This window comes from Pseudomonas sp. AC211 (assembly GCF_979258055.1).
The window spans coordinates 4,467,501-4,480,416 of the sequence record NZ_OZ409830.1; the positions used below are offsets into that span (position 1 = coordinate 4,467,501).

The 12,916-nt window shown below is 59.0% G+C and carries 8 protein-coding genes and 5 pseudogenes (1 of these 13 running past the window's edge); 4 read left to right on the plus strand and 9 right to left on the minus strand.

Annotated features, from left to right (window positions below; all coding sequences use genetic code 11):
* From msrQ to ACZZZP_RS21120, 6 genes and pseudogenes are all read right to left on the minus strand, one after another.
* Positions 1-414, minus strand: partial view of a protein-methionine-sulfoxide reductase heme-binding subunit MsrQ gene (msrQ, locus tag ACZZZP_RS21095; protein ID WP_463384005.1) — the 5' portion only. Its footprint begins 180 nt before the window's first position; only the first 414 of its 594 coding nucleotides appear in the window; the start codon lies at positions 412-414; its stop codon lies beyond the left edge, outside the window.
* A pseudogene (gene msrP, locus ACZZZP_RS21100) lies at positions 414-1,422 on the minus strand (protein-methionine-sulfoxide reductase catalytic subunit MsrP). The gene msrQ and the pseudogene msrP overlap by 1 nt, the downstream one beginning before the upstream one ends.
* A 64-nt stretch (positions 1,423-1,486) precedes the next feature.
* Positions 1,487-2,302 (minus strand): CDP-diacylglycerol--serine O-phosphatidyltransferase, encoded by an 816-nt coding sequence (gene pssA / locus ACZZZP_RS21105; RefSeq protein WP_122491881.1) that lies wholly within the window; start codon positions 2,300-2,302, stop codon positions 1,487-1,489.
* Positions 2,303-2,450: 148 nt separating this feature from the next.
* Positions 2,451-3,467, minus strand: a complete 1,017-nt coding sequence (ilvC, locus tag ACZZZP_RS21110) for a ketol-acid reductoisomerase (RefSeq protein ID WP_122451504.1) — start codon at positions 3,465-3,467, stop codon at positions 2,451-2,453.
* 48 nt (positions 3,468-3,515) lie between these two features.
* On the minus strand, positions 3,516-4,007 hold the full coding sequence (ilvN, locus tag ACZZZP_RS21115) for an acetolactate synthase small subunit (protein ID WP_108099957.1): 492 nt from the start codon (positions 4,005-4,007) through the stop codon (positions 3,516-3,518).
* Between the two features lie 2 nt (positions 4,008-4,009).
* A pseudogene (locus ACZZZP_RS21120) lies at positions 4,010-5,735 on the minus strand (acetolactate synthase 3 large subunit).
* Between the two features lie 408 nt (positions 5,736-6,143).
* On the opposite strand from ACZZZP_RS21120, the pseudogene ACZZZP_RS21125 reads away from it, so the two are divergent.
* Positions 6,144-6,591 (plus strand): annotated as a pseudogene (locus ACZZZP_RS21125) (DUF4124 domain-containing protein).
* 25 nt (positions 6,592-6,616) lie between these two features.
* Here ACZZZP_RS21125 and ACZZZP_RS21130 read toward each other — a convergent pair.
* The 3 genes and pseudogenes from ACZZZP_RS21130 to mrcB all read right to left on the minus strand — a co-directional run bounded on the left by ACZZZP_RS21130 (position 6,617) and on the right by mrcB (position 10,042).
* Positions 6,617-6,950 (minus strand): annotated as a pseudogene (locus tag ACZZZP_RS21130) (YqcC family protein).
* Positions 6,950-7,699 carry a tetratricopeptide repeat protein gene (locus tag ACZZZP_RS21135; RefSeq protein ID WP_463384008.1) on the minus strand — a complete coding sequence of 250 codons (750 nt, stop codon included), beginning with the start codon at positions 7,697-7,699 and terminating at the stop codon, positions 6,950-6,952. Before ACZZZP_RS21135 ends, ACZZZP_RS21130 begins: the two are co-directional and overlap by 1 nt.
* A gap of 15 nt (positions 7,700-7,714) precedes the next feature.
* Positions 7,715-10,042 (minus strand): annotated as a pseudogene (gene mrcB / locus ACZZZP_RS21140) (penicillin-binding protein 1B).
* A 117-nt stretch (positions 10,043-10,159) separates the two neighbouring features.
* Between mrcB and ACZZZP_RS21145 the strand changes: the two are divergent.
* The 3 genes from ACZZZP_RS21145 to ACZZZP_RS21155 all read left to right on the plus strand — a co-directional run bounded on the left by ACZZZP_RS21145 (position 10,160) and on the right by ACZZZP_RS21155 (position 12,907).
* Positions 10,160-11,722: a bifunctional aminoglycoside phosphotransferase/ATP-binding protein gene (locus ACZZZP_RS21145; RefSeq protein WP_463384010.1), complete on the plus strand. Its 1,563-nt coding sequence runs from the start codon at positions 10,160-10,162 to the stop codon at positions 11,720-11,722.
* Between the two features lie 85 nt (positions 11,723-11,807).
* On the plus strand, positions 11,808-12,158 hold the full coding sequence (locus tag ACZZZP_RS21150) for a pentapeptide repeat-containing protein (protein ID WP_463384011.1): 351 nt from the start codon (positions 11,808-11,810) through the stop codon (positions 12,156-12,158).
* A complete protein-coding gene (locus tag ACZZZP_RS21155) occupies positions 12,155-12,907 on the plus strand; it encodes a class I SAM-dependent methyltransferase (RefSeq protein ID WP_463384012.1) in 753 nt (250 codons plus the stop codon). Before ACZZZP_RS21150 ends, ACZZZP_RS21155 begins: the two co-directional genes overlap by 4 nt.
* Positions 12,908-12,916: the final 9 nt, after the last annotated feature.

Genomic DNA, 12,916 nt, shown 5'->3' on the forward strand with positions numbered 1-12,916 from the left:
GCCCAGCTTTCTAATACTCCAGCGGTTGGACGTAACGGCCAACGCGAGCAAGCCGATAAACGCCAAAGCCCCAACGAAGATGTAAGGGCGCTTGCGCAAGTCGATCAACAGCTGCCCGCCATCCAGCCCAAGCACAAACACGGCGTAAGCCGACACATGCAGCACCGCATAAGTAAAGCACCAAAGCCCCAACTGCCGCCGCACCGCAATCCAGCCTCCCCACGCGGTCAAGCGCTGCAGCGGTGTCATCGCTAAGGTAATAAGCAGCAGTGTCAGCGCACCCAGCCCCAAGCGATCAACAAGCACCTTGCCCGGATCTGGCCCTAGCGCAAACGCCCAGGCTTGATACAGCCAATACAAAGGGAGAACGGGGGCCAGACAAAACACCGCGAAACGCCATAACCGATATCGCATCAATAGTTAGTCCGCAAATCTAAACCGCTATACAACGAGGCCACCTCGTCATACCCATTGAACAGACGGGTCGGCATTACATTCGGACTAAACAGACTGCTCGGCAGACGTCGCTCATGCGCCTGCGTCCAACGCGGATGGTCAACGGCCGGATTTACGTTGGCATAGAACCCATACTCGTCAGCCGCCAGCGCCTGCCACGTATTAGTAGGCTGCTCTTCCGTCAGGGTGATTCGCACAATCGACTTGATGCTCTTGAAGCCATACTTCCGAGGCACGATCAGACGCAACGGCGCCCCGTTCTGCCCCGGCAACACCCGCCCATACATGCCAACCGCAAGAATCGCCAACGGATGCATCGCCTCGTCCATGCGCAAGCCTTCTATATAAGGCCAGTCGATCAGCGAGAAGCTGGAGCTCTGCCCTTTCATTTGCTCACGGTCGACCACTGTTTCGAAGCGAACATATTTGGCTTTCGCCGTCGGCTCGAAGCGTTTGAGCACGTCGCCCAACGAAAACCCCATCCAGGGAATGACCATTGACCAAGCCTCGACGCAGCGTAGGCGGTAAATCCGCTCTTCAAGTTGCTGCTCCTTGAACATATCCTCCAACGAGTAGCGACCCGGCTTGGCAACCTCCCCATCGACCATCACCGTCCAGGGCTCAGCTTTAAACGAGCCGGCGTAGCGTGCCGGGTCACCTTTATCAGGCCCAAACTCATAGGAAGTTGTTGTAGTGCGTAGCGTCTTTGAACGGCGTGATCGTTTCACTGCCGGCGGTAACGGCTTGCCAGCGAGCCGCCTTCAACTTGTCAGCGAACCAACCTGGCGCCGGGGCTTCTTCAACATCCGCATAGCGCGAGGCTTCCGCGCGCACGTATGCCGGCAGCGCCAATGCCGCGGCGGCGCCACCTGCTGCAGCAAAGAAGGAACGACGTGAGAGGTAAACCGACTCGGGCGTGACGTCGGATTCACTCGACGCGGAAGCAGAAGGGATTTTGATCAACATGGGAAACTCCGCGACTATCAGTGACTGACGCGCCAATAGACCGCGGAGCCTGAGGGAAATTACATCACTCCGCAGTTTTACGACGGCGCAGGCGCAGCAGGTATTGAACAGGCCCGGACGCAGCATAGGCGAGGAATATCAGCAGCAAAATACGTGGTGGGTCGCTGAATACCACGGCGAATACCAACACCACCGCAAGAATCGCTACAAAAGGCACCCGTCCTTTGAGGTCGAGATCCTTGAAGCTGTAATACTTGATGTTGCTCACCATCAACATGCCTGCGGCTGCCACCAACAAGGCGATCACGAACGACATGTTCGAACCTTGGATGCCGAAGTCGCTGAACGCCCATACGGTGCCCGCGACCACACCGGCTGCTGCCGGGCTAGCCAGACCAATGAAGTAGCGTTTATCGACCGTGCCAATCTGCGTATTGAAGCGCGCCAACCGCAGCGCAGCACCGGCCACATAGATGAAGGCAACCATCCAGCCCACTTTGCCCATGCTTCCCAGCGCCCATTCAAAGGCAAGAATGGCCGGCGCTACACCGAACGCGACCATATCGGACAGCGAGTCGTACTCGGCGCCGAACGCGCTCTGGGTATTGGTCAGACGCGCAACGCGACCGTCGAGACTATCAAGCACCATCGCTACGAACACCGTGGCGGCTGCTACATAGAAGTTGCCGTTGATGGCATTGATGATCGAGTAGAAACCGGCAAACAGGTTGGCGGTGGTGAACAGGTTGGGCAGCAGGTAAACCCCGCGGTGGCGGACTTTGCGCCCTTCGGCGTCATGACCTTCTTCAACATGCTCATCGATTGGCAGCAGGCTCTCTGCATCGGAACCGTTAGCCGGCTCCTCGGGACGTTCGTTCATGAACTACACCTTGCAACGGTTTGGAAAGTTTTTCGACCAGTACGCTGATCCGGGGTTCACCCGCTCCAGCACTGAGGCTTTATACCAGAGCCTTAGCCTAGAACGAAAAAACGCGGCCGTAGCCGCGTTTTTTCTGGATCGAACAGCCTTAGTTTTTGGCTTTGTCGACGATCTTGTTGGCAGCGATCCACGGCATCATGGAACGCAGCTGCTCACCAATGATCTCGATACCGTGAGCGGCGTTGTTACGACGCTTGGCGGTCATCGATGGGTAGTTGGTGGCGCCTTCGCTGATGAACATCTTGGCGTATTCGCCGTCCTGGATGCGCTTCAAAGCGTTACGCATGGCCTGACGGGATTCGGCGTTGATGACTTCCGGACCGGTTACGTACTCGCCGTATTCAGCGTTGTTGGAGATCGAGTAGTTCATGTTGGCGATACCGCCTTCGTACATGAGGTCAACGATCAACTTCAGCTCATGCAAGCACTCGAAGTAAGCCATTTCTGGCGCATAGCCGGCTTCAACCAGTGTTTCGAAGCCCGCTTTAACCAGCTCAACGGTACCGCCGCACAGAACGGCTTGTTCGCCGAACAGGTCGGTTTCGGTTTCGTCTTTGAAGGTGGTTTCGATGATGCCGGTACGGCCGCCGCCCACGCCCGAAGCGTAAGACAGGGCAACGTTCTTGGCATTGCCAGAAGCGTCCTGGTAAACAGCGATAAGGTCAGGAATACCGCCGCCTTTGACAAACTCGGTACGCACGGTGTGACCCGGAGCCTTCGGCGCGATCATGATCACGTCGAGGTCTTTGCGCGGCACAACCTGGTTGTAGTGAATCGCGAAGCCGTGGGAGAAGGCCAGGGTGGCGCCTTTCTTGATGTTCGGCTCGATTTCGTTTTTGTACAGCTGGGACTGGAACTCGTCCGGGGTCAGGATCATGACCAGGTCGGCAGCAGCAACGGCAGCAGGCACGTCAGCTACTTTCAAACCATGAGCTTCAGCTTTGGCGCGGGAAGAGGAATCCGGGCGCAGGCCAACGGTCACGTCAACACCGGAGTCTTTCAGGTTGCACGCTTGAGCGTGGCCTTGCGAACCGTAACCGATAACGGCGACTTTCTTACCCTGGATGATGGAAAGGTCGCAGTCTTTATCGTAATAAACTTTCATGAATTTCCCCTGATTTCTGAGGCCCGTCAGGGCCTCGCGCTAAATGAGTTAGATGCTCAGAACTTTGTCGCCACGGGCAATGCCGGTGACGCCGCTGCGGACCGTTTCCAAAATCGAACTGGTGCCCACTGCCTGAATGAAGCTGTCCAGCTTGTCGCTGGTTCCAGCGAGCTGGATGGTGTAGACGCTGCTCGTCACATCCACAATCTGGCCGCGGAAAATATCGGTAGTACGCTTGATCTCGGCACGCTGCGCGCCCGTCGCTTTCACTTTCACCAGCATCAGCTCGCGCTCGATATGGGCGCTTTCCGACAGGTTTACCAGCTTGACGACTTCGATCAGCTTGTTCAGGTTTTTGGTGATCTGCTCGATCACCTCATCATGGCCGACAGTAGTCAACGTCAGACGCGACAAGGTCGGATCTTCAGTCGGCGCCACGGTCAGGCTTTCGATGTTGTAGTTACGTTGAGAGAACAGCCCCACCACGCGGGACAGCGCGCCCGGTTCGTTTTCCAGAAGCAGAGAGATGATATGTCGCATGATTATGTCCGCTCCGTCTTGCTCAGCCACATGTCACGCATGGAGCCATCTCTGATCTGCATCGGGTAAACGTGCTCGCTGGTGTCCACCTGGATATCGAGGAATACCAGACGATCTTTCATCGCAAAGGCCTCAGCCATTTTTGGCTTCAGGTCTTTCAGATCGGTGATTTTCATACCCACGTGGCCATAAGCCTCGACCAGTTTGACGAAGTCCGGCAGCGATTCCATGTACGAGTGCGAATGGCGCCCGCTGTAGGTCATGTCCTGCCACTGGCGAACCATGCCCAGCACACCGTTGTTCAGGTTGACGATCTTGACCGGCAAGCCGTACTGCAAGCAGGTCGACAGTTCCTGAATGTTCATCTGGATACTGCCTTCGCCGGTCACGCACGCCACGTCGGCGTCCGGGAAGTTGAGCTTCACGCCCATCGCAGCCGGGAAGCCAAAACCCATCGTGCCCAGACCACCGGAGTTGATCCAACGGTTCGGCTTGTTGAAGCGGTAGTACTGCGCCGCAAACATCTGATGCTGGCCCACGTCGGAGGTCACAAAGGCATCGCCGTTGGTGACGTCGCACAAGGTCTCAACCACGGTCTGCGGCTTGATGATGCTGCCGTCGCCCTTCTCGTAAGGGAACAACGCGCCTTCGCCACGCCACTCATCAACCTGTTTCCACCAGCTGGCCACCGCTTCTTTATTCGGGGTTTCGCCGATTTCTTTGAGGATGGCGACCATCTCGGTCAGCACACTGTCGACCGGACCTACGATTGGCACGTCGGCCTTGATGGTTTTCGAGATCGACGCCGGATCGATGTCAATGTGGATGATCTTGGCGTTCGGGCAGAACTTCGACGGGCCATTGATAACACGGTCATCAAAGCGCGCGCCAACGGCCAGAATCACATCGGCGTGGTGCATCGCCAGGTTGGCGGTGTAGCTGCCGTGCATGCCCAACATGCCGATGAATTGGCGGTCAGTACCAGGGAAACCGCCCAAGCCCATCAGGGTATTGGTCACGGGAAGATTCAGCATTTTCGCCAGCTCGGTGAGCGGCTCGGATGCATTGCCCATGATCACGCCGCCACCCGAATACAGAATTGGGCGCTTGGCCGCCAGCAGCATCTCAGCGGCTTTGCGGATCTGCCCGGAGTGGCTCACGCACAGCTGGGCTATAGGAGCGCAGCTTGGCTTTCTTCGGATAAACGTATTCGAATTTTTCCGCCGGGTTGGTCATGTCTTTCGGGATATCGACAACTACCGGACCTGGGCGGCCGGACTGAGCGATATAGAAAGCCTTCTTCATGACTTCGGGGATTTCGGACGGGTGTTTGATCATGAAGCTGTGCTTCACGATCGGCCGGGAGATACCGATCATGTCGGTTTCCTGGAACGCGTCGGTACCGACCATATTGCTAGGCACCTGGCCAGACAGGATCACCATCGGGATGGAGTCCATGTAGGCAGTGGCAATACCGGTAATGGCGTTAGTCGCACCAGGGCCGGACGTCACCAGCACCACGCCGGCTTTACCGGTGGCGCGGGCGTAACCGTCAGCCATGTGGGTCGCGGCCTGCTCGTGACGAACCAGGATGTGAGTCACTTCCGGCTCTTTGAACAGCGCATCGTAAATATGCAGGAGGGCACCGCCTGGGTACCCATAGATATGCTTAACGCCTTCGTCACGCAAAAAGCGGACGACCATTTCAGCGCCAGATAAAAGCTCCACGTTGTTCACCTCTAAAACGCTTAGAGAACCGCTCACAAACGAACGGGTCCGAATAGGTTTACCGCCAAGCAGAGCATGAGCGACGGTGGTCGCCGACTACGCCAGCTACTACTTGAGCAAGTATTGGGAACGCCCCTAAGTGTTTCGGGGTTTTCCCACCCAGCGCGAGGTAACGCGTTGCGGGTGTAACAGGTCGGCACGGGTATGCGCCTCATGTCTGCTGAGCTAAAGCCTGCTTGCGGCCGACTCCACTACAGCGAACGTCGAATTGTTCGGATTCAACGCTCTCAAGTCAAGTCATCCGTGGTGCTTTCTTTGAATTGCAGCTGTGACCGGGTGCAGGGTGACGAGTGGCTGGATTTGGTTATAGTTAGCAGCACGTTCCGCCGCTAATCAGAAGGACACCGCATGCGACGCATGATCATCACCGGCAGCTTGCTGTTGGCCCTAAGCGCAGCCGCCTCGGCCAGCCAGGTTTACAAATGGGTCGATGCACAGGGCAACACCCACTTTGGCGCCCAGCCGCCGCAGGGCCAGGACGCTACGCCGATCAGCACCCAAGTTTCCCAGCCGAAGCCAACGCCTCCCCCGGCACTGCCCAAATTACCGGCACCCGGGACGGTCGATGATCCGGCGCAGAAAGCCATTGATGAAAAAAGTGAAGAAAGAAATTGCCGCGAAAGAGGAAGAGCGCGCGAAGTACTGCGAGGCGGTGCGTACCCACCTGTCGCAACTTCAGAACAATCCGCGCTTGATGGTGCAAGTGAACGGCGAAACACGCCGCTTCACCGAGGAAGAGCGGCAAAGCAAAATTGCCGAAGATATGAAAGCCATTACCGACACGTGCAGCGACTGACGCCTCCCGCCACACCGGCAACTTCCTAGGAAGTTGCCGCGCCGATCAAGCCATCAAACTCGCCAAGCAACACGAGCAAGCCGGTCGCCTTGCCCTAGCTTGGCGCTGTAGACCATTTCCGCCATTGGCCGAATGCCAGACACCGACGGCAGCGGCTGCCCGCTTTCGATAATTACCTTCATGCGCGGCAGAAAAATCCACTGCAGCCACTCTTCGAACGACAGGCTGTCTACGCAAAACGGTTCGACGCTAGCCAAAGCATCAGCGGACGGAGGCGTCGCCGCCCACCATCCTTGAGCACGCAATTCCCGCTCAATCAGCAGCAAGTGATCCGCCAGCGCAGGCAGCCGCTGATCCATCAGAGATTCACCTGAGCCTTCTGGCGAGCCTGGGCGGCGCCCGAGGCGTTGCCTTGTTTTTCCCGCGCTTGGGCGATTAGCCCCCACAGGCTGGCTTGGAGTGTGGGGCGACCGCTGGCATAGGTCAGACCACGCTGCGCTACCTGTTCGGCTTGCGCGGCATCACCTTGAGCCAAACGCACCTGAGCCAGTCGATACAATACTTGCGGCTCGCTTGGGGCGATGCGCTGCGCGCGCTCCAGACTGGACGAGGCACCATTGAGATCGCCACTGCTCTGCTGCTGTTGCGCCGTGGTGAGCAAGGCCAGCACCGGGCCATCCAACTGTTCATCAGCGGCCAGACCGCCCGATGACGGGATACCGCTTGGCGCCACAGGGGTGGGCACGCTGTAACTGGCGCTCGGGCCGGGCGTGATCGGACCCGTCGTGATCGGGCCAGACGTAATGCCGCCCGACGATATCGGCGCACTGCTCACGGATGAGCCGCCCGGGTAAGTTTGAATGGGCGCAGGCGCACGGCCCTGGCCCGGCACCATCACCACCACGCCGGAGTCCTGCGGCACCGATTGAGTCTGCGGCTGGGCTGGCGTTTGCGCGTAGCCGCCAGTGGTCGCGCGTCCATTGACCGGCGGGCGATCAGCGGAAAGCGGCGCGCCAGAGTCGACCACCGGGATCGAACCACGTTGAACACTGGCGCAACCGGTCAGCACGCTGGTGGCTATTAATGCAGGGATCAACCACTTATTCACTGAGCACCTCATCACTTAATTCATCCAACCGCGCACCCAGTCCATCACTTCCCCTGCAGGCGTTTGCCCGCCGCAGGCCGCACCGGCTGCCGGCTCGCTGCCGCGAATATACGGCATCTGTACCGCGTTCGGGCAGTTGGCATCGGAGCCTTGACCGTTGTTCGCGTCGACCCACACCTGGACCACGTTATCGGGCAGCGGCATGTTCAGCGGCAATGGGTCAGCCTGTTTCATAAACCCTGTCCACACCTGCAAAGCACCCGTTGCGCCGGTGAAGGGTGTGCCGCCGTTATCGTCACGGCCCATCCACACAACGGCCAGCAAATCCTGACTGAAACCGGCAAACCAGCTGTCGCGCGAATCGTTACTGGTGCCGGTCTTGCCGGCCAGGTTCAACGTCGACGGCAGTTGGTTATAGACCGAGCGCCCGGTGCCTTCGCGCATCACGCGCTGCATTGCGTTCTGTACCAGGTAAATGGCACCTGGATCAAAACGCTGTTGAATCTGGAACGGATAGCGCTTGAGAGGTTCCCCTTCGGCAGTCAACACACTCCGAATGCCGCGCAATGGCGTATTGAAACCACCGTTGGCCAGCGTCTGGTACATGCCGGCCACTTCGATCGGACTGAGCGCGCCCGCACCCAGCAACATCGATGGGAATGCCGGCCACTCACGGGAAACACCCAATCGCTGGAGCGTCTTCAGCACATTCGGAACACCCAGCTCCAGCCCGAGCTTGGCGGTCGACAAGTTGTAGGAGTTAGCCAGGCCTTGGTACAGATAAATCGTCCCGTGAGCCTTTCGATCGTAGTTTTGCGGCGTCCACACCTGACCGTCTTTACTCTTGACCGAGAACGGCTCGTCTTCCAGCCAACTGGTCAACGTGTATTGGCTCAGGCGTTCCAGCGCAGTCAAGTACACCGCTGGTTTAACCAGCGAGCCAATAGGCCGCACCGCGTCCAACGCGCGGTTGAACCCGGCGAAGCGTGGTTGACGGCTGCCGAGCATGGCCTGAATTTCGCCGCTTTCCGGATTGGTCACCACCATGGCGGCTTCCACTTCGTCGGCGCCTTTGCGGCCCTTGAAGCCCTTCAGCGTGGTGTGCAGTGCGTTCTCGGCTTTCTGCTGAAGAATCGGATCGAAGCTGGTGAAAATTCGCAGGCCTTCTTCCGTCAAGTCTTCATCGCGGTAGTCCTGGCGCAACTGGCGCTTCACCAAATCGAGGAAGGCCGGGTAGGAACTGTCTGCCATGCTGCCGCGCTTGGTCACGCCCAGCGGCATTTTTCTTAGCCGCTTCGGCCTGTTTGACAGTGACGACGTTTTGCGAAGCCAACAGATCGAGCACCAGATTACGTCGCTCAAGCGCACGCTCCGGATTACGGCGCGGGTTGTAATAGGTTGGCCCTTTCACCATGCCGACCAGCAACGCCACCTGATGGAGCTTCAGCTCCGCCATGGGCTGGCTGAAGAAGTACTGACTGGCCAGACCGAAGCCATGCACCGCACGCTGCCCGTCCTGACCGAGAAATACCTCGTTGAGGTAAGCCTGGAGAATTTCCTCCTTGCTGTAATGCAGCTCCAGCAACACCGCCATCATGGCCTCAGTGGCTTTACGGCTGAGGCTGCGTTCGCTGGTCAGGTAAAAGTTTTTCACCAACTGCTGCGTCAGCGTACTGCCGCCCTGGCGCATCTGCCCGGCGCTGGCATTGACCCAGAACGCACGGGCAATGGATTTTGGCGACACGCCGAAATGGTGGAAAAACTCGCGGTCTTCAACCGCTACCAATGTTTCCACTAAATAAGGAGGAGCCTGATCGAGCTTGATCAGAATCCGGTCCTCGTTGTGCGCTGGATAAAGGCCCCGATCAACAGCGGCTCCAGGCGTGCCACGGCGAGATCCTGGCCGCTGGACTGAGTGAGCCCGGCCACGTAGTCGCCAGAAAACTTCACACGAATGCGCTGCGCAGGCTCCGCACCTTCATAAAACTGAAAGCCGCGGGTATTCAAATCAATGTTATTGCCCGCCACCACTGCGGCGCCGGGTCCGGTCACCGAGGTTTCGCGGCGATAGCCAAGGGCATCCAGCTCGGTGAGGAAATCGTCTTTAGCCAGTTTCTGGCCCACAAACAACTCCAACGGCCGGGCGTACACCTTGGCGGGAATGGTCCAGCGTTTGCCGGAGAATTTCTCCTGCACCACGGCGTCGAGGTACACGGCAAAACCGGCCACGACCACCAGGCCGACGATGCTGAGTTTGAGCAGCCAACCCAGCCAGCGGCGCATGCCACCAGAGCGGGATTTAGGGCGCGAACGAGAGGGGCGAGAAGATCGGGTACGTGTCATGGCGGCGCATTATACGCACTTTGCCTGGGCCAGACAGACGCCTCCCAGCGGTTTGCACACTTGCTCACAGCCGCCATAATGGCCGCCTGAATTCAGTCCGTTATTCAAGGAAAGACCGTGAGCCAAACCCTGATTGCCGCCTTGCAGAACCCGGCCCTTTACCCGCATCCGGTAGAAGGTTTCCAGGTCATTGAAACGCACATCTCCTGGGTGGTGCTGACCGGTCCCTTCGCTTACAAAATCAAAAAGCCGGTCAACTTCGGCTTTCTCGATTTCACATCCCTTAGAGACCGCGAGCACTTCTGCAACGAAGAGCTGCGCCTGAACCAGCGCCTGACCGAAGGGCTGTACCTCGAAGTGCTGCCCATCACCGGCAGTGCCGATGCTCCGCAAATTAACGGCAGCGGCCCGGTAATCGACTACGCCCTGAAAATGCGCCAGTTCCCACAAAGCCAGCTACTGGCCGAAGTGCAAAGCCGCGGCGAGCTGACTACCGACCACATCGACGCCCTCGCCACACAGATCGCGCAGTTCCACCTGAACGCGCCGCGCGTGCCGCAAGACCATCCGCTGGGCACCGCCGCCGCGATCATGGCGCCGGTCACGCAAAACTTCGAACAGATCCGCCCCATGCTCTCGGAAAAAGCCGATCTGCTTCAGCTCGACGCGTTGCAAGCCTGGGCCGAAGCCAGCTTCGAGCGCCTGCAGCCGCTGTTCGAGCGTCGTAAAGCTGAGGGCTTTATTCGTGAATGCCACGGCGATATCCACTTGGGCAACGCCACCCTGCTGGACGGCAAAGTGGTGCTGTTCGACTGCATCGAATTCAATGAGCCCTTCCGCCTGACCGACGTCACCGCCGATGCCGCCTTCCTGGCAATGGACCTGGAAGACCGTGGCCTCAAGCCGTTGTCGCGCCGTTTCGTCAGCGCCTGGCTGGAACAAACTGGCGACTACGACGCGCTGGAAATTCTCAACTTCTATAAAGCCTATCGGGCGATGGTGCGTGGCAAGGTCGGCCTTTTCCGCCTCGGCCAGGAAGAAAGCGCCGTGCAACGCGCGGTAATTTTGCGTCAGTACCGCAGCTATGCCGCCCTGGCCGAAAGTTACAGCGCCATTCCCTCGCGTTTGCTGGCGATCACCCATGGCGTTTCGGCCGTGGGCAAAAGCCATGTCGCCATGCGCTTGGTTGAAGCCCTTGGCGCCATTCGCTTGCGCTCGGACGTCGAACGCAAACGCCTGTTTGGCGAGCAGAAAACGGCCGAACAAGGGCAATTGACTGCCGGCATCTACAGCGAAGACGCCAGCATTGCCACGTACCAGCGCCTGCATCAACTGGCGGAGTCGGCCTTGCGCGCCGGCTTCCCGGTGGTGATCGACGCAACTTACCTGAAACAGGCGCAGCGCCAGGCCGCGTGGGACGTTGCGCAGGAAACCGGTGCCCCCTTCGTGATTCTGGATTGCCAGGCTCCCGAAACCGTTATCGCCAGCTGGTTGGCGCAGCGTCAGGCGGCCGCGCAAGACCCATCGGATGCCACCATCGAGGTTATCCGCGCCCAGCAAAACAGCCGCGAGCCGCTTAATGCAGAAGAACTGGTGCTGACCAAACGCGTCGACACCCATGAGAGCGCCAGCCTCGACTCCCTGATCGAACGCATCCGCCAGCGCCTGCCAGGCCTCTAAGCCTCCGCGATCACCGCGCTCAGCCAGCGGGCAGAGCTGAGCGCGGCTTCTATACTGCCGATGAACCCCACATCGGAGGCCCGCCATGAGCAAGCCGCGTCAATTGGAAAATCCGCTGTACGTGCTGCTGCACAATGAAGACATCGAAGGCGTGAACGCCTTGAAAGCCCAAGGTGGCGACTTTGATTTTACCGGCGCCGACTTTCGCGGCCTGGACCTGCGGCTGCTTGAAGCCGATGGTTTCAACTTCACCGACGCCTACTTTCGCGGCGCCGACTTGCGCGGCATGGATTTGCGCAACACGCGCATGGACGGCGCGAGCATCGCGCACGCGCAAATCTCCGGGGTGTTCTTCCCCATCGAACTGAGTGCGGATGAAATCGTCATGTCGCTTACGTACGGCACGCGCATGCGCTATCGGTCCACGCCTTCATGAGCGAAATTGCCCAACTGTTCGGTAACCGCGCTGCCGCATACGCCAGCTTCCGCCCGCATTACCCGGATGCCTTGTTTCAATGGCTGGCGCAGCAAAGTCCGAGCACCGAACGCGCGCTGGATATCGCCTGCGGCTCTGGTCAGGCCAGCGAACCGCTGCTTGCCCACTTTCGCCAGGTGTTGGCCTGTGACGCCAGCGTTGAGCAACTCGCTGCCAGTGAAACGCTGCAGGCGACTTCGGTGTTCGCCGCTGACGCAACGGCGATCCCGCTGGCCAGCCGAAGCCTGGATCTGATCATTGTCGCTCAGGCGCTGCATTGGTTCGCCGGCCCATCCTTCTTTGATGAAGTGCAACGGCTGCTGAAACCGGACGGGCTGTTTTGCGCCTGGTGTTATGGGCTGATGAGCATCGACGAGGCGATTGACGAGGTGGTCAACGATTTCTACTGGAACACGCTGGGCGGCTACTGGCCAGCCGGGCGGGCCAGCATCGAGGCCGGCTACCGCGACATTCACTCACCGCTGCAACCGATAGCGATGCCCGCCTTTTCCATGCAGGCACAGTGGAGCTTCGACCACCTGTTGGGGTATTTGCGCACGTGGTCGGCGTGCCAGTTGTGGGAGCGCAAAAATGGGCGCGATCCGGTCGCCGACGTCGCCCCGGCACTGGAAAAAGCATGGAGAGATGTCAAACAGCCACGTTTTGTGAACTGGCCGCTACACTTCCTGGCAGGGTCCCCGTCGCGCTAACCGCGGGGG

Bases quoted from the DNA above. Each gene is read 5' to 3' on its own strand.
- ilvN (WP_108099957.1), bottom strand. From the start codon at position 4,007: ATGCGACATATCATCTCTCTGCTTCTGGAAAACGAACCGGGCGCGCTG.
- pssA (WP_122491881.1), bottom strand. From the start codon at position 2,302: ATGAACGAACGTCCCGAGGAGCCGGCTAACGGTTCCGATGCAGAGAGC.
- ACZZZP_RS21150 (WP_463384011.1), top strand. From the start codon at position 11,808: ATGAGCAAGCCGCGTCAATTGGAAAATCCGCTGTACGTGCTGCTGCAC.
- ACZZZP_RS21155 (WP_463384012.1), top strand. From the start codon at position 12,155: ATGAGCGAAATTGCCCAACTGTTCGGTAACCGCGCTGCCGCATACGCC.
- ilvC (WP_122451504.1), bottom strand. From the start codon at position 3,467: ATGAAAGTTTATTACGATAAAGACTGCGACCTTTCCATCATCCAGGGT.